This window comes from Aquidulcibacter sp. (assembly GCF_049239865.1).
Lineage (GTDB): Bacteria > Pseudomonadota > Alphaproteobacteria > Caulobacterales > Aquidulcibacteraceae > Aquidulcibacter.
In genome coordinates, this window is the sequence record NZ_JBMLTR010000218.1 from 77,492 (window position 1) to 102,712 (window position 25,221).

The window sequence follows — 25,221 nt, forward strand, 5'->3', positions numbered from 1 at the left end:
GAGCCATGGACTCTTAAACATCAGCATCGCGCTTTCAGGGGCACCGATCTGGGCCTGTCTGATTTTTCTCGCTAGCATCGCATTCGATGCACATCTCAAGCGCTTTTCCAATAACTGGTTAAGTCAAATGCGGGGCTTAAAAGACCCAGCTTTGCTTTTAATGACAGCGCGCCAAGCCGAGAACCAGCTTATCTTGATGCTCATTGCCCGCTGCACTTTAGCTTGGGTTCCGTCTGTAGCCATTATTGCGGCAGGTACGCACTCCGGGATGAGCTATGCGGCTGCGGCGATCATGCTGGCGGCCAGTACCAACGTATTTGTTGCGCAGACTAATTCGCGCTTAAGGATACTGATTCTCGGCACGTGGCCGATCTGGGCCGGTCTGCTTGCCCTTGGATCTTGGTTGGCCTTTCAGCCACAGGGCGTTATTCTCGCCTCTGTGACGGCGGCTTATTTTTGTTGCATGCTCTGGTTTGCTACTTACCTGACCCATGGCCAAGCAAAGATGCAGGCTCTGCTCGTGGAAAAGGACAGCCACGCCCAGCAATTGGCCAACGCGTTGGAGCGTCGAGACCGTGACGCTTACATGTTCGATCTTTTGGAAAACGATCTGCCGATAGGTTTCTTCGATTTTGATGGGCGCTCAGGAACCCTATTCTGGTCGCCTGGCACGTTCCGCGCCTATGGTCGGCAGCCTGATACGGAAGCGCCAACTGCGCGTGACCAATTGCTTCAAGTCGCACCGGAATTTCGGGATCTGGCGAAAGAGCACATCTTCCGCTTCAATCAAACAGCCGGTGTCCATAAGTTCGTGATGCCCATCGTTGGGATGGACGGCGTGACCCGCCAAGTGGCTTCCATCGTCCATACGGTCTTGGACGACCAAGGTCAGGTGGTTCAGATTTTCGGCATGGTCGACGACCAGACGGAGCTTCGAACTCTCTTGACCCGTGCCGAGCAACTGGAAAACAGACTTGAGACCGCATTGATGAGTGGCTCGTCAATGGTTTGGGACCTTGAACAGCCGGGCCACAAAATTATTGGGTTTGGCGCGGTCGGGCATTTCCTTCGAGCCGATCAGGATCGCAACGGCGATCTGGCGGCTTTCTTCTCCGAAAATGTCATTGAAGAGGATCGTGAGCTCGTCAATCAGGTGACGCGGCAAGCCTATCTTGAAAACCGTCCACAAACAGTCGATTTCCGCTTTTGTCTCGATGGGGTAAACATCCGTCATGGACGTTCGATTGTGACCGTTTTTGGTCGCCCTGCATCAGGTTCGGGTACTATCCGTTCTTTCGTGACAGACATCACTGAAGACGTAGCCAGACGAGAAGCTCTGGATCAAGCACGCGCCAACGCTGAGCTGGCTAACAACGCCAAGAGTGCTTTCCTCGCCAATATGAGCCATGAAATTCGCACACCATTAAACGGCATTGTCGCTATTGCCGGGGCTTTGGCGCAAAGTGATTTGTCATCTGCCCAACGCGAAATGGTGGATTTGGTTCGAGATTCGGGCGTGTCACTCGAACGCGTCTTGAACGATATTCTCGACTTGGCCCGAGTTGAGTCGGGTCGGCTTGAAATTGAAGCTACACCCTTCCGGCTCTCGGATCTCATTTCAGGCACGTCGGCCTTGTTTGCCGTACGCGCGGACAACAAAGGCTTGAAGTTCAGTCAGCCCTGCTTGGAATCTGACCATACTTGGTTGGTGGGTGATGCGGTGCGAATCCGGCAGATTTTGGCAAACCTACTGGCGAACGCCATCAAGTTTACGACCAATGGCTCCGTCAAGCTGGCAGTGGACATGTTCCCTGCCCAAAACAATGATGGCCAAGCGATGCGGTTGGTGATTGCGGTTTCAGATACGGGCCCGGGGATCGAGTCACAAGACTTGGCACGTTTGTTCAATCGGTTTGAGCAAATTGATGCATCGATTACGCGGGCTCATGGCGGCTCTGGTTTGGGTCTGGCTATTTGCCAGTCATTGGCTGAGCTTATGGGTGGAACCGTCAGCGCAGAATCGATTGTTGGGGTCGGGTCGATATTCCGTCTCGAGTTGACTTTGCCGGTTGCGGAGACCCCAGGTGTGATCGCGACCTCCCAACGTGAAGCTTCTCGAGATGTCGTGGCCGAAGCGTCGTCTGATCGGTTGCGGATTCTGGCAGTCGATGATCACCCAACCAATCGCCGGGTTTTGCAACTGATCCTAGAGCCATTGGGCGTAGATCTGACCTTGTGCGAGAACGGCCAGCAGGCGCTGGACGCAGTGCACCGATTGGATTTCGATCTGGTGTTGATGGATCTCCAAATGCCGGTGATGGATGGTTTGACCGCGACCCGTGCTATCCGCCTGTTGGAGGCGGCTCATGATCGACCTCGCATGCCCATCATCGCGGTTTCGGCCAATGCAATGACGCACCATAAGGCTGAAGCGCTTGAGGCTGGGGCTGATTTCCATATTGCCAAGCCATTTACGCCAGAAACCTTGATCACTGGCATCGAAGAAGCCTTGGCACTTGTGGAGCCAGCTTCCACGGCGACATCTAGCCCTGCCAATGGCTCAACAAAGGTTTCTTAGCCTCGTTCAATTTATACTCTGTATGCTGACTATCTGGCGTGCACAAGTCTCGAGTGTGACGTCGGAGTAAACGTTAACATGCAATAAAATTGTCACGCTCATTTTATATTTCTGTCACACCGAATTTGTTAGACTGTCACATCCAAGGACTAGGGAAGCCCGGCACGAGCGAAATTGCGCCCGTTTTCCAGCAAAAACGCCTTTTATGGTGTTTACCACTCGCTGAGGGAACCGTCGCATCGGCCAGTGAGGGGAATAGGATGAAATTAATCGCAAGTCGCGGGACTCTAGTTGCCGCTTTGGCACTCTTTATGGGTGCATGTTCGCAGGGCGGCAGTATCCAATCGCCAGGCTCGACATTTGTGGGTGATCCCCCAGGTGGCACGGGTGGCGGTGGGACTGGTGGTGGCGGAAGTGGGGCAACTTGCCCCCTAGGAACCACCATTGGCACCGCAATTGGAACGACCACGGTCTGTAACCTCACTGGTGAAGTGCTCACCAATCTGACCTTGCCCCGTGTCACCGGCGTTGCTTATCGCTTGGTAGGCCGCGTGGATGTTGGTCGTGACTTAGGCGCTGGCGGGAACGCCGCGACCGGTGTTGCTGCGACTTTGACCGTTGAACCTGGCGTCACCATTTTCGGCGACGAAGCGTCTGACCTTTTGATCGTCAACCGCGGTAGCCGGATTAATGCCGTCGGTACGCCGAGCCAGCCGATTGTTTTCACCGGTAAGGAAGACATTGCCGGAACAGCAAATGCTGACACCACCAATCGCCTGTGGGGCGGCGTCATCCTCTTGGGTCGCGCGCCAATCCGTGGCTGCTCAACCGCAGTCGCTCAGGGCACTCTGGAATGTCAAAATGCGGTGGAAGGGATTACGGCTGCAACCGGTCGTCAAGCGCTCTACGGCGGCGCAACTGCTGCCGACACGAGCGGCACGATGCGTTATGTCCAAATCCGTTACCCAGGTGAATTCTTGTCGTCGGCAGCAGCCGGCGACGATTTGAACGGCTTGACCTTGGGCGGCGTAGGTTCGGCTACCGACATCAGCTTCCTCCAAGTCCATAATTCTGGCGATGATGGCATCGAAGTCTTCGGCGGCAACGTGAACATGAAGAACATGGTCATCACTGGCTCATTAGATGATGGTCTTGACTTCGATGAAGGCTGGACCGGGGCCGTCCAATTCTTGGTTATCAAGCAAACACCAAACGCAGGTGGTCCCGACCGTCTGTTCGAAGGTAGCAACCGCACCGTTGCCAGCTTGGCAGGCACTTTGAACACCAATCCAACCATCGCAAACTTTACCGCCGTTGGCATTCGTACCAACAGCGCAGGCGCTAACTTGCAAGGTATTGTGTTGAACAATACCGGCGGCACGCCAGGTGCTGCAGGCCGTTTCCTCAATGGTGTCGTCACCGGCACAACGACCTGCGCCGTTGCTAGCACCTCCAATACGTCGCCAGCCGCTCGCTACGACTCCTTGATGTTTGACTGCCCAGGCACGTTAGACTCAGTAGCCGCAGCAGCCTTCTCTTCAGGCTCTAACAACGTCTCGAACGTCACTTCGACCTTGAGTGCGTCTTTGTTGCCAGGCCCCAATGAATTGGCCCGCACGGCTTTGAACCCAACAGGGGTCAACGCATTCTTTGAAGCCGCCAACTATGTCGGCGCTTTCTCTGCCACGGCCACGGCAACTTCGAACTGGGCTTCAGGTTGGACCATCCAGCTTCTTCCAGCCGCCGCCTGCCCAATTGGTACGATTGAGCAAGGCACGATCGCAGGCCAACGCAATTGCGTCCTCAGCGGCGTTATCGGCAGCGGCACGATCCCAACCAACCTCCGCCTGACCGCTGGCAATATCTACCAAATCTCAGGTCGGGTAGACGTTGGCTTCGACCGGGGTGCCGCGTTGAACGCAGGTACCGCAGCAAGCTTGACGATTGACCCAGGCGTACGCCTCTATGGCTCCAACTCGGCCGACGTCCTGATCGTCAACCGTGGTTCACAAATCTTCGTCAACGGCACGTCGCAAGCCCCTGTGATTATGACTTCACGTAACGACGTTGCCGGCACCCAAACCGACAAAGCACGTGCAAGTCGCGAATGGGCTGGCCTGATTGTCCTCGGTGCTGCGCCAATTCGTGGTTGCTCGACTGCCGTGACCCAAGGCAGCGTCGATTGCCAAAATGCCGTCGAAGGCATCACCGCTGCAACTGGTCGTCAGGCCCTGTATGGTGGTGCAACTTCGGCGGATAACAGCGGCCGGATCACCTATCTTCAAATCCGTTACCCCGGTGCTTTCTTGACCTCGGCAGCCGCAGGCGACGACTTGAACGGTTTGACCTTGGGTGGCGTTGGTTCGGCAACGGAAATCAACAACATTCAGATCCACAACTCGGGTGATGATGGCATCGAAATCTTCGGCGGCACGGTCAACATGCGCAATTGGATTGTTACCGGCGCTCTCGATGACTCGCTCGACTTCGATGAAGGTTGGGTCGGCAAGGCTCAGTTCGGGATCGTGCTTCAAGCTCTGACTTCAACTGGCGGTCCTGACCGTCTGATCGAAGGCAGCAACCGCACCGTCGCCAGCTTACCCGGTACGCTGAACACCAACCCAATCATCACGAACTTCACCTTCGTGGGCGTGCCTCAGAACGATGCATCGGCAAACTTGACCGGGATCATCTTGAACAACACTGGCGGCACGCCTGGTGGCTCGGCACGCCTCCTCAATGGTGTCGTAACCGGCTCTACTACTTGCTTGAACTTCGAGACTTCGAATACAAGCCCAGCTCCTCAGCTTGACTCGATCTTGTCCAGCTGCTCGGGCGCTTATGGTGCCGTCGCTACGGCTCGTGTGAATGCAGGCTCTAACAACACCACTGGCACGACAGCCACTTTGACCAGCCGCTTTATCAACGGATCGGCAGAATCGGCACGGACTGCGGTGAATGCCAGCACGGTCGACACCTTCTTTACGGCGACCAATTACATCGGTGCCGTGCGAGATGCGACTGATTTGTGGTGGTCGTCTTGGACCTGCAGTCTTGCCGCTGGTTCGACCTGCTAAACTTAAAGAGATCGGTGCGGCAGGGCCTCCTTGCCGCACCGATTGGTTTCTTACTTTGGCCTATGTGGCCACTTCCTCAGACTTCCTAAAGGCCCGTCCGTCATGACCATTCCAGCCCGTCTGCGCAGAATTCTGTTGCTCACCAGCATCTTTGTGGTGCCATCATTGGTGCCCAGTCTCGTCAGCGCGCAAGCTGCTCCTGCCACTCCGGCAAAGCCAGCCGAAGCACCTGCAGCAGGTGATGAACCTGAACAAGAAGTGGAAGTGGTCGTTGTTCGGGGACGCTTCATCCCAGAGCCGCAACGCGTCACCTCGGAGGTTGCAAACTTCTTGTCGGCAGCTGACCTCGCCCGTACGGGTGATGATAACGCTGCAGCTGCATTGACGCGCCTCACTGGTTTGTCTGTCGTCTCGGGGCGGTTCGTTTATGTCCGTGGTTTGGGCGACCGTTATTCTTCAGCGCTTCTCAACGGATCCCCGCTGCCAAGCCCAGAGCCATTGCGTCGCCAAGTGCCTTTGGATTTGTTCCCGTCCAACATTTTGAATGGCGCGACCGTCCAAAAGACTTTCTCGCCAAATTATCCCGGCGAATTTGGCGGCGGTGTGATTGATTTGCGGACTCTGAAGAGCCCCAATGAAGATTTCCTGACCCTAAAGGTTGGCACAGGCTTCAACTCTGAGACGACCGGTAAGACTGGTTTGGTTTATGAAGGCCACCCGCTCGACTGGACAGGTCTTGATACCGATCTGCGTCGTTTGCCCCAGCCTGTGCGCGACGCGGTCTCCACTGGTAAGCGTATCAACGATACCAATTTCACATCAAAGCAGCTGGAATTCATCGGCGAGAGCTTTATTAATTCGCCTTTGACTGTCGTGCAAAGTGAAAAGACCCGCCCAGACTTTGACGCCGAACTGACGGCGGGTCGCAGCTTCGACGTGAAGGAAGCGACGGTCGGTCTGGTCGGTGTGCTGGGCTATAAGAGCGGTTTTAAGACCCAAGAAGCCCTCCGTCAGGATGTCGTCTCTGACACGATCGAAGCCGAAGGGACGAACCTTTCGTCCACTTGGGATATTGTGATCAACGGCTTCGGCAGTGCCAGCGCAAGTTGGGGCGACAATCGCGTCGGTCTGACCGGTCTTCTGGTTCGCAGCACTTCGAAAAAGGCGCAGGTTGAAGTTGGCACAGATACAAACTTGCCAACAGGCCAATCCTATCGCACGGAAGGCACCGCTTGGTATGAGCGCGAGCTCGCCTCTGCTCAGCTTTCGGGTGAGCACAAACTCGGTGGCGTTGAATTGCAATGGCGCGGATCGATCGGTCAATCTACCCGCAAAGCCCCTTATGAGCGCGATATTTCATACACCGTCGTCAATGGCATCACCGCCTTCAATGGCGCGTCATTGGGCAATGCCATCCGCTTCTCAGAGCTCAAGGACGAAGTCTCAAGCTTCGGTTTTGACGCGAAGTATGTCCTGAAGCTCGCAAAGGGTCGCGAAGTCGAATTATCGGGCGGCGCGGTCACGTCCAACACCGATCGAAATTATGAGCTCATTTCGTTCGCCTTCACAGGGCCACGTGGGCCCACCTCAAATGACGTCTTACGCTCCCGCGTTGATTACTTGTTCTCGCCGGACAACATCAACCCAGCCCGCTTCGTGATTACCGAACAAACCGGCAAGGACGATGCCTATGTCGGTAGCTTGGAAAACTTAGCCGCCTATTTGGCTTCGGAGTTTGAGGTGACCTCCTTCATCCGCGCGTCTGTCGGTGTGCGCTATGAAGATGCGACGCAAAAGGTGCGGACCACTAACCGGTTTGGTGATACGCCGACGGCCCCGGTTCAGCTTGCTAACGACTATTTGCTGCCAGCGGCCACCATCACATGGAACTTCGCAGACGAGTTACAGATGCGTTTGGGCTATTCTAAGACCATTGCGCGCCCGCAATTCCGCGAGTTGGCCTTCACGCCTTATATCGATCCAGAATCCAACCGCATTTATCAGGGCAACCCGTTCCTGAAGGATAGCGAGTTTGAGAATTACGACGCTCGTCTCGAATATTACTTTGGTCGCGGTCAATTCGTCACGGCTGGAGCCTTCTACAAGAAGATCGATAATCCGATTGAAGAAGTGATTGTGCGACTTGAGCGCTCGTTCACGCGCTTTATCAACGCACCTGAAGCCACACTTTATGGCTTGGAACTGGAATATCGCGCCAATTTCGAACTGCCGTTCAAATTGCCCGCGCTCCAAGATGCAAAATGGAACTTTGCTGCCAACTATACTTATACCCATTCTGAGGTCAGCGCACCCGCTGGCACCAACGTTATCAGCCCGATCGACTTCCGCTCGATTTCGGCAACTCAGTTTGGCCTCGATGGCAGCGAACTGCAGGGCACGCCTAAGAATATTGCCAACCTGCAACTTGGCTATGAGACTGACAATCAGCAATTGACGCTGCTGGTTGGTTGGGTTGACGAGCGTATCGCCCGCCGCGGTCTGGGCTCGGTTCCATCTGTGATCGAGAACCCCGGCACCAACATCGATCTGGTCTATAAGCGCGACTTCACCATCGCCAATGTCGACTATACCTTCGGCATCAGTGGTCGCAATTTATTGGCCGAGGACAACCAAGAATTCCAGATATCGAAGCTGGGTCGTTCGGAGGCCAATACCTATAAAAGAGGCCGTTCGGTTTCCTTAAGCCTAACCGTCCGTCGCTGATTCGCGTGGTTTAGTCGCGAATCACTAGCCCCTTTACCTCCCGACTGATCGGGGTCCATGATGCCACATCTTCGGCATTATGGGCCCCCAGTTTGCTTTATGGTCAAGGGAAAGTTGGATTTCCGAGCGGATCAGGTCAAAACGGCGGAGGGCAACTGAGGGTAAAGCGAGCCGACTCTCGACAAACTCACAGTTTCAGACAAAAGTAACCGATCCAAGCGCTTGGCATGCACATGATCTATAAAGTGAAATTTGTTGGGAGGTTTATAGCTTGGCAAAGATTTGCCTGGTTTGTAACCGCTTGTGCCAGCCTTGGATTTAGTCCGGCGGCAGCAGATGTTATCGAAGTTGGGTCCAATGGAACGGCGACCGTTTATTCTGGCCCCACCCTGTTTCTCGGCAATACGATCAGCCCGGTATTAAAGCCCGAGCCGAAAGCGCCTGCTGCGGCGGCAGCTTCGTCTGGTTTTAAGCTAATTGAGCCCGCTTATCCTTTAAGGCTTCATCCAACTTTGGATGCCTATGTTACCGAGGCGGCAACAAAATATGGTGTAGACCCCATCCTAGTGCGCGCTGTCGCATGGCAAGAATCGCGCTTTCGCGGCTCGGCCATCTCGCCGAAGGGGGCAATCGGGGTGATGCAGCTGATGCCTTCGACTGCCTCTTGGCTGGGCGTCGATCCCTATGACCCCCGCGATAACATTTTTGGCGGCGTCGCATATTTGAGCAACTTGTTGGATCGCTTCGGGGGCGATGTTCGCTTAGCGTTAGCCGCCTATAATGCCGGTCCGGAGGCGGTAACCCGCCATCGTGGAATTCCACCCTATCGTGAAACCCAAAACTATGTGAAGGCCATCTCAGAGCGGCTTTCAATCCGCTAGTACATTTGTAAGTTTGAGGAACATGTCGATGACAGAAGTACGCAAAGCGCTCTGGGCGCTGATTTCGATCTGGGCGATCTTGTGGGCAGGCCCCGCCTTGGCACAATCTGCCAACCTCGACCCCGCCGGCTCCGGCGTTATTCTGGGCGCGGTGAATTGGGTGCAAGGAACGCTGTTGGGGGCGGTCGCAACCGCCGTCGCGGTGATCGCGGTGGCCGGTTGTGGCTTTATGATGCTCACCGGTCGGATGAATTGGCGGCATGGCGGTATGGTGATTTTGGGTTGCTTCATCCTGTTTGGGTCGGCTGCCATTGTCGGAGGCATCCGAAGCGCTGCACAAGGGTTTTAGGGGGCAAATATGGCGCAGCTAGAGCGCGATCCTGTTTTTGCCGCTTTGACACGCCCGCAAATGTTTGCGGGCGTGACTTATACGTGGTTCATCCTCAACGGCATCATCACGGCAGAAGTTTTTTTGGTTACTAAGTCCGTCTGGGCTTTGGTTGCTGCTGTCGTCTTGCACTTGGTCGGAGTGATTGCGGCACGGGATGAGCCGCGCTTTCTCGACCTGTGGATCACCCGCATGATCAGCTCACCGCGGGTGGCCAATTTCGCCTTCTGGCGATGCAATTCTTACAGGCCATAGGAGATGATTGACGTCTAAATGGCAGGTCCGCGCGCCCAGCAGAAGCGTTTGGCTACGTTAGCCGAAATCGCTCACCGAGAAGCCCCCGCTGGCGCTCGGCTGCCTTATGCGCGCCATGTAGACGATACGACCATCGAAACCCGCGATGGCATGCTGCTGCAGATCATCAAGCTGGACGGCTTGGCTTTTGAGACAGCAGATACCGAGGACCTCAATTACCGCAAGGCCATTCGAGATACGATGTTGCGCTCGATCGCCCATGCCCGGTTTGCAGTGGTTCATCATGTTGTCCGAAGCCCGGTGAAGCCTTCGCTGGATGCGGAATTCCCAGATGCATTTTCGCGCGAAGTCGATCAGCAATGGTCGGCCCGTCTCGACGGCCGGGCGATGTTCATCAACGACCTGTTTTTGACCATTATTCGCCGTCCAGCCGTTGGGCGAACTGGCTTTATCGACAAAACGATGGAACTGTTGCGGGGTACATCTTCTCAAGCCATCGCCGCAGAGCGTGCTCGCGATATGCGGGAATTGGATACGGCGCGTGACGCACTGATGGCGTCTCTCGCTCCCTATGGCGCACGGGTGCTTTCTGTTTACGATAGTCGGCATGGCCCTTGTTCTGAACCTTTGGAGTTCTTGTCAGGCCTCTATAATGGTGAGTTGCGGCCGGTATTACTGCCAGACAACGACCTCGGTTTTCATATTCCTTATCGCCGTATCAGCTTTGGGTTGGAGGCATTTGAACTTCATGCGGCCCCCGGGCTTGCCCGGCAGTTTGGCACCATGATTTCGATCAAGGACTACCCGCCCCACACGGCACCTGGCATGCTGGATGACCTTATGCGCCTGCCCGTTGAAATGACGGTGACCGAGAGTTTTGCCTTTGTGGATCGGCAGGTGGCACTGGACCGCATGAACTTAGCACTGCGTCGGATGCGTGCAGCAGATGACGACGCAATCAGTCTGCGCCGGGACTTGTCGATTGCCAAGGATGACGTGTCCGCCGGTCGATCGGCCTTTGGCGAGCATCATATGAGTGTGTGCATCAAGGCCGCTTCACAAGGGCAACTCGATCAAGCTGCCGCAGATGTTCAGGCCGCTTTTACAGAAGAGGGCATTATCTCGGTCCGCGAAGATGTGAATCTGGAGCCGGCCTTCTGGGCGCAATTTCCAGGCAATTTTAAAGATATTGCTCGGCGCGCCTTGGTTTCGACAGGTAATTTTGCTGGCTTGGCCAGTTTCCATAATTTTCCGATCGGCCAAGAAGACCACAATGTCTGGGGCCAAGCTGTAACCGTGTTGGAGACAACCTCGGCCACGCCCTATTATTTCAACTTCCACAAGAATGATCTGGGCAATTTCACCATTATCGGGCCATCAGGCTCTGGCAAGACAGTGGTTTTGAACTTCCTCTTGACCCAAGCACGCAAGTTTGACCCCCGCATTGTCCTGTTCGACAAAGACCGCGGTGCGGAAATCTTCATTCGCGCTATTGGTGGCCGGTATGAAACCTTGCGTCATGGCAATCCCTCGGGTCTCAATCCCTTGTCGCTGCCCGATACCCCGGCCAATCGGGCGTTTGTAACGGAGTGGCTGTCGCGTCTGGTCAGTATTGAAGGTGAAAAGCTCACCATTGATGAGCAGGCTCAGATCGCCGATGCTGTTGCCGCGAATTTTGACCAAGCCCCACAGTATCGTCGCCTGCGCTATGTTGCCGAATTGCTCGCCGGGGTGCGCCGTCCGGTACCGGGTGACCTTGCGTCGCGACTAGAGCCTTGGATTCATGATGGCGTGCGTGCATGGCTGTTCGACAATGAGGAAGACCGCCTAGACCTGTCGACCCGCACACTGGGCGTCGACATGACCTCGATTCTAGACGACCCCGCTTTGCGCACGCCAGCCATGATGTATTTGTTCCACTGTGTGGAGCAACGTCTCGATGGCACGCCTGCCATTCTGGTTGTTGATGAAGGCTGGAAGGCCTTGGACGATCCCATTTTCGTGGCCCGCATTCGTGATTGGGAAAAAACTATTCGTAAACGCAACGGGATTGTGGGGTTCGCTACCCAAAGCGCATCGGACGCTTTGTCGAGCCAGATTTCCTCTGCGATTATTGAGCAAGCGGCCACACAGATCTTCATGCCCAACCCAAAGGCGCAAGAGGACGAATATTGTCGTGGATTTGGTTTGACTCTGCACGAGTTGGACCTGATCCGCGCTTTGCCAGACACGTCACGTTGCTTCGTGATCAAGCATGGTACCGACAGCGTGGTCGCGCGACTGAATCTAGATGGCATGCCGGATGTTTTGACCGTTCTGTCGGGACGCGAGTCAACCGTCAGGCGCCTCGATGCGCTGCGGGCCGAGCATGGTGATGATCCTGCCATTTGGCTGCCGCTTTTGACCGCTAGCGTCAATCAGGCTCGCGATTCCAACAGAGGGGGACGGCGATGATTGGTCAATGTTCGGCCCCACGCGCGGATTTAGGGCTGGTTCGCGGCCTGCTCGATACCGTCGATTGCAACATCCGTGAGGGTGTGCAGGGTGGCTACAATGCCTTCTTTGGGCCTGGGTCCACGCTTGGTTCCGTCATCACCGTGCTTCTGACCATTTATGTCGCTTTGTTGGGCTTCCGTCTCTTGACTGGCCGGACCGATCTGCGCGTTGGCGACTTGCCAATGATCGCCATCAAACTAGGCGCCGTGGTGATGTTGACCACGTCTTGGGCGAGCTATCAAAGCCTTGTATTCTCGCTCTTGTTCGACGGCCCCGCCGAAATCGCCAATAGCCTTTTGGCCAATATGCCGATGCCCCAAACCATGGGGCCAACTGACATCTTTGCCCGATTGCAATATACATTTGATCAACTCACACAGTCCGCAAGTGCCATGGCTCTGGTCAGTGACGTGCCTGGGCAAGGGCCGAATGTGGCTGGAGCTACCTTGAATGCAGGCAGCTTTGTCTTGCAGGCGGCGCCTGGAACCGATCCAGAGAGCCTCAAGGGTTTGGCACCCGTGATCCAAATGCGTTCGGCACTGCAAGGTGGGCCTGCCTTTGGGGCAACGGCCCTATGGCTTTCAGCAATTACCTTGTTGGTTTCCACGTTAGGGCTTTTGATCCTGGCCAAACTGATGTTGGGCCTGTTGTTGGCTATTGGGCCCCTATTTGTCGGGCTCCTGCTTTTTGAAAGCACCAAGGGTTTCTTTGAGGGCTGGCTTCGAACCGCATTAGGCTTTGCACTGGTGCCACTGGCCACAGTTGTTTTCATGGCTGGTCTTTTGGCGTCGCTAGAGCCAAGTTTGCAGGGCCTCGCCGTGGCGCGGGCCGAGAATCGGTATGACCTGCAGCCAATTCTGACTGTCATGGTGATTATCCTCACCTTTACGGCGGTCTTTGGCAGCGTGATTGGCCTGTGCACGCGTCTGGTCGCAGGGTTCCGTTTGCCTGACGTCAAATCACGTGAGCCAGAGCCGATTACGGTCAATGAGGCCGCTACTGGGCGTCAAGGTTTTGGAGTCGACACCCCAACAGAAGCCAGCCGCGCCTCACGTCTGGCTGCTGTTGTTTCGGGCGGAGCTTCTGGATCTGGCTCTGATCGACGGGATGCCCGCTTGGCCGCTGCAGTTTCCGGTGCCGGCGCTCAATCTTCAACCACGCTTGATCGGCGGACAGAACTCGTCGCAGGCGGCGGCGGTGAAGGGGTGCGAGGCGACTACTCGGTCCGCTTGGGTCAGAATGGTCGTAAGCGCAGTAATCCAACCCGACCCAGTCGACCTCGCGAAAGCATGTTTACCCAACCTTCTTCAAAACTAAGCCTTTCGGCAACTGGAAAAGCACCATGACCGGCCCGCACGCTGATCCATCCTTCACCCCACCCGGCGTTCCGCCCAATGGCGTTGCGGCCCGCGCGCATTATTATGAGGCTGCCAGTACATGGGCGCAGGACACCCATGCCACCCTCCGTCGGTCGCAACGCACCGCGTGGATCGTTGCTGGGATCGCGGTTGGGATTGCGGCCATTCAGGCCGTCGCCTTGGTTGTGCTGGTGCCACTCAAACAAACCATGCCCTACACAATTACGGTCGATCGTGAGACCGGCTATGTTCAAACTACGCGTGGCGTAAATCTCGGTACCTTGAGTGAGACCGAAGCCGTCGCCCAATCATTTGTGGTTCAATATGTGCTGGCGCGGGAAACCTTTGATGCTGCCGACTACCGAGAACAATATCGGAAAACGCTCGCGTGGTCGCAAGGCGCTGCCGAGACCGAATATTTGCGTGATTGGGACAAGTCTAATCCAAATGGTATTCAAAGCCGCGTCAGCCCAAATACGCGCATCCAGGTAACCGTAAAAAGCGTGACTATTTTGGGCCCACGCTCGGCCATGATCCGCTTCGATACGGAGCGCTCGGAGGGTGGTGGCGGGGCTGGCATGCGTCAGCCTTGGGTGGCGTCCGTTGTCTATAGTTTCTCGGGTAAGCCAATCAATGAGCAAGACCGCTATTTGAACCCGCTTGGCTTCCAGATTTCAAGCTATCGGCGTGATGCCGAAACCACTCAGCCAGTGCCAATGCCAGCCGCGCCAATGCAGATGATGCCAGCGCCAGCGCCAATGCCAGCGTCCGGTGTGACGACGCTTCCTGCTCCAGGGAATGTCGCACCTGGGACACCTGTGGGCGCAGCACCTACAAGTCCGGGTGCCCAGGCGCCGACCTCAGCCACGCCTGCTGCGCAGCCGCAATCGAAATCGGGCAATCCGAATGGTGAGGAGTTCCCAGCCCAATGATGCCCCTCAAGCCACACTGGAACATCTGTTTAGCTGTCGTGTTCGCCACGCTGGTTATCGGTGCTGACCCGGTGCGCGCCCAAATGCGGGAGGTACCAATCCCGGGTGCGGTGGACCCACGCGTTCAGACGGTCTTTTTCAAAGAAGACAGTGTCGTCTCGCTGCGCGGCCATTATGGCTATCAGATGATGATTGAGTTTGGCGCTGATGAGCGCATTGAGAATGTCTCAATTGGTGACTCTTTAGCTTGGCAAGTTACGCCCAATCGACGCGCCGACACATTATTTGTAAAGCCGATTGAGTTTGATGCGGCTACCAATATGTCGGTGATTACCTCCAAACGCCGCTACACTTTCCAGCTAAGCGCGGAAGAGCCGACAGGGCCTGGCGATCCAAACATCATCTATCGCGTGAAGTTTACCTATCCGCCTGAACCCGTGGCACTAGAGCCCAAGGATTTGGTGCCTCAGCCACAAGCCAATTCAAACCAAAATTACTCGGTCTCGGGTAGCACGCGCAATGTGCCATCGCGCATTTTTGACGATGGCCAAAGAACTTATCTGGAATGGCCATCTGGAGCCGCAACCCCAGCTGTTTTCGCTTTGAGCGCGGATGGCTCTGAATCGCTCGTGAATTTTATCATGCGCGGCAATGTCATGGTGGTTGAACGGGTTGGCCCAGCTTTTGTTCTGCGCAACGGGACTGACCAAACCATTGTCAGCAATGATGCTTGGCGGGAGCCGGATCCCGGCCCCAATGCACCTGTGATGCGGCCCTCAAGCCGAACGAAGCCAAAGTCCCGCGGTCTATTCGGCCTTGGTGCACCGAAGGAGTCGAAGCCATGAGCCAGATGGGTAGTGGCTCGCTGGAGCCTATTGACCCTGCAGCCAGTTCGGCAATGGGTACAGAGAGCGCGCCGGAAATAGGAACTTCTGATCTCATCGTGGATGCGGCACCTGCTGTCGCTTATCCAGACCGTCCGTGGGTGATGATTGCTGGGGTGGTCGGTGCTCTTGCTCTTGGCACGATTGTTTTCACGACTATGGTTTCGGCGCAAAAACGAGCTGGAGCTGGGGATTTGACCCCAACGCGCGACGCAAAAAACGACGGCAGTCTTGGTCAGCGCATTCCCGATCCACCAAGCTTGTTTGCGCAGACGATAGCGCCTCCTGTTATGCCTTCCCAGCCGATGGTTCCTGAGAATCCGGCCGCGAATGAGGCGGTCCCTCCGCCTCAAGCATGGGCACCGTCGCCACCGCCTCCGCCTCCGCCGCCAATCCGCGATGTCTATCGCCCAATGCCAACCCCGCTACCCCCTCCACCACCGCCCACGCGGACTGGAGCGGATCTGACGCAGCGGATGCGCTCTCCTGCTTTGATTGTCGACCTTGTGCCTGCCGGCGCAGCGGCAGAGGCTTCAGCTAATGCTTCAGCAAGCGGCGGCGGGGGCGACAATGATGCCTTTGCTGCGCGCGTTAGTTCTGGCGAAGTTCCCGCCGCCCGTGCTGGCGCATTGCGCAACCCAAAGACGACGGTACCTCAGGGTGCCTTGATCGCAGCCGTACTAGAAACTGCGATCAATTCTGATCTTCCGGGCTTCGTTCGGGCTGTGGTTAGCCGCGATGTTTTGAGTTTTGACGGCACACGGGTCCTAATTCCACGAGGCTCTCGCTTGGTCGGGCAATATCGCTCGGAAGTGGCATTGGGTCAGTCGCGGGCCTTTGTTGTCTGGACGCGTCTGCTGCGCCCGGATGGTGTCTCAATCCAATTAGCATCGCCTGGAACGGATCCGCTTGGCCGTGCTGGCTTAGATGGAAAAGTGGATCGTCATTATTTCCAACGCTACGGCCCAGGCCTTTTATCGACGGCCATCAGTGCTGCGCTCAGCAACACCAATTCCAATCAATTGGTCATTGGCACAGCTCAGACGCTTCCGAGTGCCGTTTCCTCTGGTGAAACGATCAAGCCGACTGTTACAGTTAAGCAAGGGACCGCCATCCAAGTCTTTGTCGCGCGTGACCTCGACTTCTCTCTGAACCCAGTTTCGCCAGCAGCGGGCGTTGCGCCAGTTGTTGATCCGCCCCCAGGGAACCGACCATGAGTGGGCCACATGGCGCACCGCAAGTTTTGGGGGGCGTCTATCTCTCCGCATTTCTTGAGCCGCTATCGGGTTGGTTGAATCGACCGGACGTTACCGACATTTTGGTCAATCGACCCGGCGAGGTCTGGGTCGAAAGTGTCACAGGCGGTATTGTCCGATATGAAGCGCCGGATGTGACTCAGGTCAATCTGACCCGTCTTGCCTCCCAGATCGCGCGGATTTCCAAGCAAGGGATCAGCCGCGAGCATCCCTTGCTGTCGGCAAGCTTGCCGACTGGAGAGCGCATTCAAATTGTGTTGCCGCCTGCCACGCGGGGCGAAGTCGCCTTGGCCATTCGCAAGCACGTGCTGACCGATCTGACCCTTGATGATTATGTATCGGCGGGTGCGCTATCGCATATTGTCGGGGCAGGTGGCACAAAAGCTTCCTTTGACCCGGATAAGGAACTAAAGGCCAGCCTCGCCAAGGGAGATGTGACGGCATTCCTTAAGCTCGCCGTTCAACAAAAGCGCAACATCGTTGTCTCAGGCGGGACGGGGACGGGAAAGACAACTTTCCTCAACGCCCTCTTGAAGGAAGTCAGTCTAGATGAGCGCTTGATCCTGATTGAAGACGCCGCAGAAATCCGACTTGTTCATGAGAATGCCGTTGGTCTTGTGGCCGTAAAGGGACAGACTGGCGAGGCCCGCGTCGATGTCGATGATCTGTTGCAATCTGCGCTCCGCATGCGGCCGGATCGGATCATTGTGGGAGAGCTTCGCGGTAAGGAGGCTTTCACCTTCCTGCGGGCCATTAATACAGGCCACCCAGGATCTGTGACCACTTTGCATGCCGACACGCCAGATGGGGCCCTAGAACAGCTTGCGCTGATGGCCTTGCAAACTGGTACGGCGATGACCCATGCGGACATCTTGGCCTATGTTCGCAGTGTGGTTGACGTGATCGTACAGTTAGAGCGCAATCAAGGCCGTCGGCAGGTACGCGAGATCCGCTTGCTGAGGTAGGTTTCCAAAAGTCTAATCTGGTTTTAGATGGATTTTAGTTGAAATAATCCCCTTAAGTAAAAATTCGCCATTTAGTTATACGAATTTTTATTGTCTTATCCGTTAGACATCTCCGTGGTAGCAAGAGCCAGCAAAGCTCGACGTGTGTCTGCACGATTGGCGCAAATGGCTTCTTGAGTTGGGGTGCGTTATGGGAAATCGTTGGATTAAAGTAGCTAGTGCTGCATTATTGTTAGGGATGGTTTCCGCTTGCGGCGGCGGAGGTGGATCGTCTCCACCAGCCGGCGGCGGTGGTGGTGTCGTTACACCGCGTGCGACTGCGGCAGAGGCATCGCGTTTCCTCATTCAATCGACATTTGGGCCCACTGAGGCCGAAATTGAAGCCACACGGGACACGACTTTCGCCGCGTGGATCACGGCGCAGCAGGCCCTTCCAGAAGGGGCTCTGGCCCTCGATTATTTGAACACGCGTCGGGATCAATTGCGAAACCCGCCAGCTCCGGCTGCACCAAACCCGACAGCCGATGTTAGCTCGTCGAACTTCTACGAGTATTTCTGGCGCGAAGCTGTGACGTCGCAAGACCAATTGCGCGAACGAACCAAATTTGCCTTGTCGCAAATCTTCGTGATCTCATTTGCCGAACCGCAAATGAACGTTCGCGGCCTCGGCTCTTATTACGATATGTTGGGCCGCAACGCTTTTGGTAACTATCGCCAGCTTCTGGAAGATGTGACTCTGCATCCGATGATGGGTGTCTATTTGACCCATATGGCAAACCAGAAAGAAGACCTCACAACGGGTCGTTCGCCAGATGAAAACTTCGCACGCGAAGTCATGCAGTTGATGTCGATTGGCTTGTTCGAACTCAATAATGATGGAACGCAAAAGCTGGATAGTTCTGGCAATCCAATCCCAACCTATACGGCAGCAGACATCTCCAACCTCGCGAAAGTCTTTACCGGATTTAGCTGGTTTGCCACGACGCCAACCAACTCGACGTTTTCCGGCGGCGGTCGCAATGACGCGTCTTTTGTAAATCCAATGATTGCGTACCCAAATTTCCATTCGATCTCTGAGAAGCGCTTTTTGGGCACGGTGATCCCTGCAACCACGACTCCAAATCCTGCGGGTGACTTGAAGATTGCGCTTGATACGATCTTCAACCACCCGAACGTCGGCCCATTCATCGGGAAGCAGATGATCCAGCGTTTGGTCACATCTAACCCCAGCCCAGCCTATGTGAACCGGGTGGCGAATGTCTTCAACAACAATGGTTCGGGCGTACGTGGCGATATGGCCGCTGTGGTCCGCGCAGTTCTATTGGACAGTGAAGCGCGCAATATGTCAGCAGGGGTCGACGCAAACTTCGGGAAGCTGCGCGAGCCTGTCATCCGTATGACCGGTTTGATGCGTGCTTTGAACGCGGCATCAACCAATGGCTTATGGCCAGTGGGTTCGACCAGCGCCTCGACGTCTTTAGGTCAATCTCCCATGGCTTCGCCCTCGGTGTTTAACTTCTTCCGCCCTGGCTATACGCCACCAAACACCAAGACCGGCACGCAAGGGCTCGTCGCGCCGGAAATGCAAATTGTCGATGAAGTCACGGTAGCTGGCTACATGAACACCATGCAGACCACGGTCAACACGGGTATCGGCACCAGCAGTGACGTCAAGCTGAGCTATGTCAAGGAAATGGCGGTTGCAGCCGATCCAGCTGCCTTGGTCGATCGGGTCAATTATCTTTTGACTTATGGCAATATGACGGCGGCTCGCCGCCAGCAAATCATAGATGCGGTCACCGCGGTCACCATTCCTTCGGGTGGCACGACGACACAGGCGCAAATTGATGCGGCTCTGCTGAACCGATCGAAGTTGGCGGTCTATCTGACCGTTGTTTCTCCAGATTACATCTTGCAGCGCTAAGGGGGCGGCCATGAAAGATTTACGTCATACACGTCGCCAATTTATGGCAACAACCGGTGCAGTCGGTATTGCCGCACCTGTCGCAACGGCCTTCGGCATGCAATTAGCCGCCTTTAATTCGGCTACTAGCCAGACTGCAGGGGGATACAAAGCACTTGTTTGTATCTTCCAATTGGGTGGCAATGACTCCAACAATACGGTCTTGGCTTCTGATACCGATTCCTGGAACCGTTACTGGGCTGCCCGCAACACTGGGTCTGACCCCATTGCATTGATGCCTGTCGGCACAGCAGCAGCAGCAGTTGGCTCAACCTCTTCCGTGACTGGACGGACCGTTGCTGCAGGCACACCTGAGGCTTGGGGCGGCATCCTGCCGTTCACGCCAAAGACGGCCCAGGCCATTCCAGCGGGTACCAACGCGACGACGCGTACCTTTGGCTTCCACCCCATGTTGGCACCACTTCTGCCGGTTTATACCGCGGGTCGATTGGCCGTGATCGCCAATGTCGGCTCTTTGGTGGAGCCCGTGACAAAGGCACAGTATCAAGCACGCACCAAGAAGTTGCCCGCGAATTTGTTCTCGCACAACGACCAACAGGCCGTTTGGCAAGCCGGCCTCACTGAAGGCGTGCGCACCGGTTGGGGTGGCCAATTTGGCGATCTGATGGCATCGGGCAATGGTGCCAATAGCCTGTATACAGCCATGTCGACCGCCGGGAACACTGTGTTTCTGTCTGGCCGTACGGTGGTGCAATATCAGGTCTCGACAGGCGCGACGCCCGCGGTGGTTGTGAACGCTGCTGGTGGAACGACGCTGTTTGGTTCAAACCAAGGCCCAGCTAAAATGCGGGAAATCATCCGCGATACGGGCTTTGTTGCAAATATGGGTTCCGACCACGCGACAATCGTTGGTCGCTCGCTGGATGCTTCTGTCACGCTGAATACAGCGGCGACAGGTGCCTTGGTGACGGCCATTCCCGCCCCGCCGGTCTATCGTAATCCGATCACCAACAATGTGGAAACAAACTCTCTGTCGGTTCAATTGCAGACTGTGGCACGCATGATTGCAGCCGCACCTGCGCTTGGCTTGCGCCGTCAGGTCTTCTTTGTTGCGGTCGGCGGCCATGATAGCCACGACTTCCAAAACACAGCCCAACCAAACAATCTCAGCAAATTGGCCAACGCCATGGCCACCTTTGATGCGACCTTGGCAAATATCGGCGGCGTGGACATGCGTAGCTCCGTGACAACCTTCACGGGCTCCGACTTCTCCCGGACCTTTAACACCAACGGCGATGGCACTGACCATGCTTGGGGTGGCCACCATCTGGTGATGGGCGGTGCGGTAAACGGTGGCGATATGTACGGCCAGTTCCCGACTGTCGGCAGCGATTTGGGCACATTCCGCAATCCAGACCAGTCTGGAAACGCCCATATTCCTACCACCTCGGTGGACCAATATGCGGCGACATTGGGGACGTGGTTTGGGGTTTCGAACACAGACCTCAACGTGATCTTCCCGAACCTGAAGAATTTCACAAATCCAAACCTAGGCTTTATGGCCTAATAGACACCACAGAATTCTGAAGGAAAAGCCGCTTGCCTATGATGGCTGGCGGCTTTTTCTTTAGTTGGTCTTTTCTTGGCGCAATTGGGTCCAGCGGTTTTCGCCACCATTGAGCATGGCCTTTAGGTAAGCAATATTCTCGGATGCCACGGAGGGCGGAAGATCGCGGCTTGCCAAACGCTCACTCTCTTCAAAGCGGCCTTGCAGTCCGACAATTAGGGCAAGGTTTTGACGCGCTTGTGGTGGAGCAAGCGGGCTTTGGTTGGCGCGTCGCAGCATGTCCTCTGCCTTCTTCAAGTCGCCAGCCATCGCGATGGAAAGTCCATAATTGCTGAGGATGGAAGCGTCGTCTGGAGCGAGCTTAAGCGCTGCCTCATAAGCCGTTGCCGCAAGATCAGCGCGATCCAACCGATCATAGACGACCCCCATAGCCGATTGGAGATTAGAATCTTTCGGATTTAATGCGGCGGCCTTTTGTAGCGCTTGGAGGGCTGGCTCGTTTTCGCCACCGGACACAAGACCCAAGGCCAAAGCGGCCCATAATTGTGGACTTTCGCCCTTGACTTGCAAGCCCATGGCCGCCAGCTGGACCGCCCGCTCCGCCGAGCCGATCTTGCGGAGGGCAATCGAGCCTTCTAAGGCGGCTTCTGCGTCGCTTGGATTTTTTTCAAGTTCGCCAAGCCAAAACGATGCCTGATTGATCATATCCAGACTGCGTGCTGCTTGGCGTTCTTTTGCCGATGCAGGCTTACTGGCGGCGGTCTGTTCCTGCGTTGGCAACGTCGCTGAAGGGCCGTCGACAGGTGCGGCTTTTGGGCCTTGCACCCGCGGTGCGCCTTTTGCGCTGGGCGTTTTGGCCGTAGCTTCTGGTTTTTTCCCAAAGAAAGGAAAAGCTTGTGCTGGGGGCGCGGAGAGGCAGACCAACCCTAAGCTTAAGCTCAATGCGGCTAGCGGAATTTGACGGGCGCGGAAGCGGAACGACATGGTGAGGACCTTACGAATCACAGGTGCCAATCTTTCGTCAATCTTTGTTAATAAACCCTCAAGGTCGGGTCTTCCTCTCCCCGCCTTAATCGCTTTTCACCGGGTTCAGATCGGCCTAAAGAAAGCCCATGCATCCAAATATCGCCCCCCAAGACGCCACCTTTATCCCCATCCACGCCATTTCAAGCGCCGAATGGCCTGCCTACCTTGAAGGCAAGTCCAGCGCGCAAGCTGCCTTGGCAGGCCACCAAGATTTTCGCGCCCAAGCCGGCCGCGTGCTGTTGGTTCCCGCACCAGATGGGACGCTAGAGCGGGTTTTGTTCGGGCTTGGCGCGGGGACAGATACATCGGTCTATGGAGCATTGGCCAGCAAGCTGCCGGCGGGCGACTATCGGATTGCATCGCCTCTTGCGAAAGAGCAGGGCCACGCGATTTTAGTAGCCTATCTGTTGGGGGCTTATGTCTTTGATCGCTATAAGCGCAAGGATCAACGTCTTGCTCGACTAATTGCACCGACAGGAGCGGATGTGGTGTCTGCGAGCCGCACGGTCTCAGCCGTTAAGCTGGGTCGCGATCTCGTCAATACGCCGCCCAATGACATGGGCCCTGACGCCTTAGAGGCGGCGGCAGTTACTTTGGGCGAAAGCCATGGCGCTGAGATTGAAGTGATCCGGGGCGCAGATTTATTGGCGCAAAATTATCCGTTGATCCATGCTGTTGGTAGGGGTGCTGCGCAGGATCCGCGCTTGGTTATCCTGCGAATTGGCCGTCCAGAAGCCTATCCGTTGGCTCTGGTTGGCAAGGGCGTCGCGTTTGATACCGGCGGGCTCAATCTCAAACCTGGCGCTGGCATGGCGCTGATGAAGAAAGATATGGGCGGGGCCGCTTGTGCCTTGGCGCTCTTCTCAATGCTTGCCGAGGCCCGTCTTGATGTGCGCTTATCGGTTTATCTGCCGATTGTTGAAAACAGCATGGATGGTAATTCCTTCCGGCCTAGCGACGTCATCCGCGCTCGAAACGGTTTGAGTGTCGAGATCGACAATACCGATGCAGAAGGTCGCCTGATTTTAGCGGACGCCGTCACGCGCGCCAGCGAAGACGGCAATGCTATGATCCTCGATATGGCGACGCTAACCGGTGCTGCGCGTGTGGCATTGGGTCCTGAATTGCCGCCATTCTTCACCGAAGACGAGGAATTAGCTGCGGCTTTGAGCGAAGCGGCAGTTCTGACAGGTGACCATTTGTGGCGAATGCCTTTGTGGCGGCCCTATGAAGATGATCTCGACAGCCCGATTGCAGATATGAAGAACTCTGGCGGTCCTTTTGCTGGGGCGATCAATGGGGCGCTATTCATCTCAAAGTTCGTTGATGCAAAAGATCACAAGCCGATCTGGGCACATTTCGATGTCTATTGCTGGAATCCGAAGGAAAAGCCTGGTCGGCCACAAGGTGGCGAAGTTCATGCAGTTCGTGCGATCGAGGCCATGCTACGGAAAAGATTCGGCTAAATTCGGAACCGAATCGACCGAACGCCTTTTGCAAGCAATTGAGTTCACAGGGACTCTTTCCCCAAAGCGCAAATCGATTCACCTAAAGGCACAGATGGCACAGATGGCACGGTCGCACGCGACCATAGCCTTAGGGGTCGAACTTGGATCAGTTTGCTGGACTTAATAAGCAAGCGCTTGGCTTGTGGTTGGACGTGACTTCGCGCTCGGTACAATCCGATGGGCCGGACCTAACCGCTCGTCAGACCGCGTTAATGTTGACCGTTTATCTTGAAGCAGGGCCACACACGGTGCGGGCTCTGGCACAGCGTCTCGGCGTGGGGAAGCCAGCGATCGTGCGAGCCATTGATACCTTGCAGGATGTGGGCCTAGTTGAAAGGCGGCCGGACCCAGCTGATCGGCGCAACATCTTTGTTGTCGGGACTGAACCGGGCGCTGAACGGTTATCGACTTACGCAGCTTCCATCGCGCGCAACATTGCTGAGATAACTCAAGTTGGTCGGACTATCACTGTGGACGAAAGCGACGAGGCAATCGCCCTGCAAAAACTGGCGTGAGGGACATTAGACATGCTGGACCCCAATCTTCATCCCTACCGAAGTGATCTGGCCGCCACGAAACTCAAAGGACTTGTGGAATCCGCCCGCTTCGTTGACCCTATCCCCCATCAGGTGAGCGCGGGCGTTGCCCCATTACGCAAGGTGCCGGAGCCAGATGGCGAACAATTGAGCCAAGCGCTTCATGGCGATGTGATCGACATTTATGAGGAACGGGGCGGTTTTGGCTGGGGCCAAATGCAGAGCGACGGCTATGTCGGCTGGTTTGATATGGCGGCCTTGTCCGCACCAGTTTTGGCCACAACCCACAAAATCAAAGTATTGCGTACTTATGCCTTCTCGGGGCCAAGCGCCCGAGCAGCCCCCCACTTTCTCTTGAGTCTCGGCGCACAAGTAGCCCTCAAAGGTGAGCGCGAAAATGGCTTCGTGGCTGTGGAGCGGGCGGGGTGGATTTATGAGTCGCACCTCGCGCCGCTCTCGGAAATGGCCTTAGACCCAGTCGCAACCGCCGAACAATTCCTACACGCGCCCTATCAATGGGGTGGGGTTGAGAGTTTGGGGCTTGATTGCTCTGGCTTGATCCAGACAGCTTTTAAGTCTGCGGGTATTCTCTTGCCGCGCGATTCATACATGCAGCGTGAGATTGGCCGACCTGTCTTCTTCGATCAAAGCCTGACGGGCCTAAAGCGCGGCGATATTGTCTGTTGGAAAGGCCATGTCGCCCTGATGACAGACGAGACCCATATTCTTCACGCCAATGGCTATCATATGGCGGTGGCGCAGGAGCCCCTGGCAGCAGCCGTCGAGCGGATTGGCGCGAGTTATGGCTCCATTTTGACCATCCGCCGCCTAGACGAATAAGCACAAAAAAGGCCAGCGCGAGGCTG

The 25,221-nt window shown here is 55.9% G+C and carries 18 protein-coding genes; 17 read left to right on the forward strand and 1 reads right to left on the reverse strand.

Annotated features, from left to right (window positions below; genetic code table 11):
* The first annotated feature begins 127 nt into the window (after nucleotides 1-127).
* The 14 genes from ACOVRA_RS15090 (at nucleotide 128) to ACOVRA_RS15155 (ending at nucleotide 21,285) form a co-directional block, all read left to right on the forward strand.
* Nucleotides 128-2,578, forward strand: coding sequence for a response regulator (locus ACOVRA_RS15090; protein ID WP_421721012.1), 2,451 nt, complete (start codon nucleotides 128-130; stop codon nucleotides 2,576-2,578).
* A 260-nt stretch (nucleotides 2,579-2,838) separates the two neighbouring features.
* Complete coding sequence (locus ACOVRA_RS15095) at nucleotides 2,839-5,655, forward strand: hypothetical protein (RefSeq protein ID WP_421721013.1); 2,817 nt, start codon at nucleotides 2,839-2,841, stop codon at nucleotides 5,653-5,655.
* Between the two features lie 102 nt (nucleotides 5,656-5,757).
* Nucleotides 5,758-8,379 (forward strand): TonB-dependent receptor domain-containing protein, encoded by a 2,622-nt coding sequence (locus ACOVRA_RS15100; RefSeq protein WP_421721014.1) that lies wholly within the window; start codon nucleotides 5,758-5,760, stop codon nucleotides 8,377-8,379.
* Between the two features lie 227 nt (nucleotides 8,380-8,606).
* Nucleotides 8,607-9,260, forward strand: a complete 654-nt coding sequence (locus ACOVRA_RS15105; protein WP_421721015.1) for a lytic transglycosylase domain-containing protein — start codon at nucleotides 8,607-8,609, stop codon at nucleotides 9,258-9,260.
* Between the two features lie 28 nt (nucleotides 9,261-9,288).
* Nucleotides 9,289-9,609, forward strand: coding sequence for a TrbC/VirB2 family protein (locus tag ACOVRA_RS15110; protein WP_290801979.1), 321 nt, complete (start codon nucleotides 9,289-9,291; stop codon nucleotides 9,607-9,609).
* Nucleotides 9,610-9,618: 9 nt separating this feature from the next.
* A complete protein-coding gene (locus ACOVRA_RS15115) occupies nucleotides 9,619-9,903 on the forward strand; it encodes a type IV secretion system protein VirB3 (protein WP_085339825.1) in 285 nt (94 codons plus the stop codon).
* 18 nt (nucleotides 9,904-9,921) lie between these two features.
* Nucleotides 9,922-12,357 carry a VirB4 family type IV secretion/conjugal transfer ATPase gene (locus ACOVRA_RS15120; RefSeq protein WP_421721016.1) on the forward strand — a complete coding sequence of 812 codons (2,436 nt, stop codon included), beginning with the start codon at nucleotides 9,922-9,924 and terminating at the stop codon, nucleotides 12,355-12,357.
* Complete coding sequence (locus ACOVRA_RS15125) at nucleotides 12,354-13,745, forward strand: type IV secretion system protein (protein WP_421721017.1); 1,392 nt, start codon at nucleotides 12,354-12,356, stop codon at nucleotides 13,743-13,745. The genes ACOVRA_RS15120 and ACOVRA_RS15125 overlap by 4 nt, the downstream gene beginning before the upstream one ends.
* Nucleotides 13,742-14,689: a VirB8/TrbF family protein gene (locus ACOVRA_RS15130; protein WP_421721018.1), complete on the forward strand. Its 948-nt coding sequence runs from the start codon at nucleotides 13,742-13,744 to the stop codon at nucleotides 14,687-14,689. Before ACOVRA_RS15125 ends, ACOVRA_RS15130 begins: the two co-directional genes overlap by 4 nt.
* Nucleotides 14,686-15,534, forward strand: a complete 849-nt coding sequence (locus ACOVRA_RS15135; protein WP_421721019.1) for a TrbG/VirB9 family P-type conjugative transfer protein — start codon at nucleotides 14,686-14,688, stop codon at nucleotides 15,532-15,534. The genes ACOVRA_RS15130 and ACOVRA_RS15135 overlap by 4 nt, the downstream gene beginning before the upstream one ends.
* On the forward strand, nucleotides 15,531-16,790 hold the full coding sequence (locus ACOVRA_RS15140; RefSeq protein WP_421721020.1) for a TrbI/VirB10 family protein: 1,260 nt from the start codon (nucleotides 15,531-15,533) through the stop codon (nucleotides 16,788-16,790). The genes ACOVRA_RS15135 and ACOVRA_RS15140 overlap by 4 nt, the downstream gene beginning before the upstream one ends.
* A complete protein-coding gene (gene virB11, locus ACOVRA_RS15145; RefSeq protein WP_421721021.1) occupies nucleotides 16,787-17,794 on the forward strand; it encodes a P-type DNA transfer ATPase VirB11 in 1,008 nt (335 codons plus the stop codon). The genes ACOVRA_RS15140 and virB11 overlap by 4 nt, the downstream gene beginning before the upstream one ends.
* 190 nt (nucleotides 17,795-17,984) lie before the next feature.
* A complete protein-coding gene (locus ACOVRA_RS15150; RefSeq protein ID WP_421721022.1) occupies nucleotides 17,985-19,718 on the forward strand; it encodes a DUF1800 domain-containing protein in 1,734 nt (577 codons plus the stop codon).
* Nucleotides 19,719-19,728: 10 nt separating this feature from the next.
* A complete protein-coding gene (locus tag ACOVRA_RS15155) occupies nucleotides 19,729-21,285 on the forward strand; it encodes a DUF1501 domain-containing protein (RefSeq protein WP_421721023.1) in 1,557 nt (518 codons plus the stop codon).
* A gap of 60 nt (nucleotides 21,286-21,345) precedes the next feature.
* Here ACOVRA_RS15155 and ACOVRA_RS15160 read toward each other — a convergent pair whose 3' ends face one another.
* Nucleotides 21,346-22,290 carry a pilus assembly protein TadD gene (locus tag ACOVRA_RS15160; RefSeq protein WP_421721024.1) on the reverse strand — a complete coding sequence of 315 codons (945 nt, stop codon included), beginning with the start codon at nucleotides 22,288-22,290 and terminating at the stop codon, nucleotides 21,346-21,348.
* A 107-nt stretch (nucleotides 22,291-22,397) separates the two neighbouring features.
* Here ACOVRA_RS15160 and ACOVRA_RS15165 point away from each other — a divergent pair, with 107 nt between their 5' ends.
* The 3 genes from ACOVRA_RS15165 to ACOVRA_RS15175 all read left to right on the forward strand — a co-directional run bounded on the left by ACOVRA_RS15165 (nucleotide 22,398) and on the right by ACOVRA_RS15175 (nucleotide 25,195).
* Nucleotides 22,398-23,777 (forward strand): leucyl aminopeptidase family protein, encoded by a 1,380-nt coding sequence (locus tag ACOVRA_RS15165; RefSeq protein ID WP_421721025.1) that lies wholly within the window; start codon nucleotides 22,398-22,400, stop codon nucleotides 23,775-23,777.
* Between the two features lie 143 nt (nucleotides 23,778-23,920).
* Nucleotides 23,921-24,334: a MarR family winged helix-turn-helix transcriptional regulator gene (locus ACOVRA_RS15170; protein WP_421721026.1), complete on the forward strand. Its 414-nt coding sequence runs from the start codon at nucleotides 23,921-23,923 to the stop codon at nucleotides 24,332-24,334.
* 12 nt (nucleotides 24,335-24,346) lie between these two features.
* Complete coding sequence (locus ACOVRA_RS15175; RefSeq protein ID WP_421721027.1) at nucleotides 24,347-25,195, forward strand: NlpC/P60 family protein; 849 nt, start codon at nucleotides 24,347-24,349, stop codon at nucleotides 25,193-25,195.
* Nucleotides 25,196-25,221: the final 26 nt, after the last annotated feature.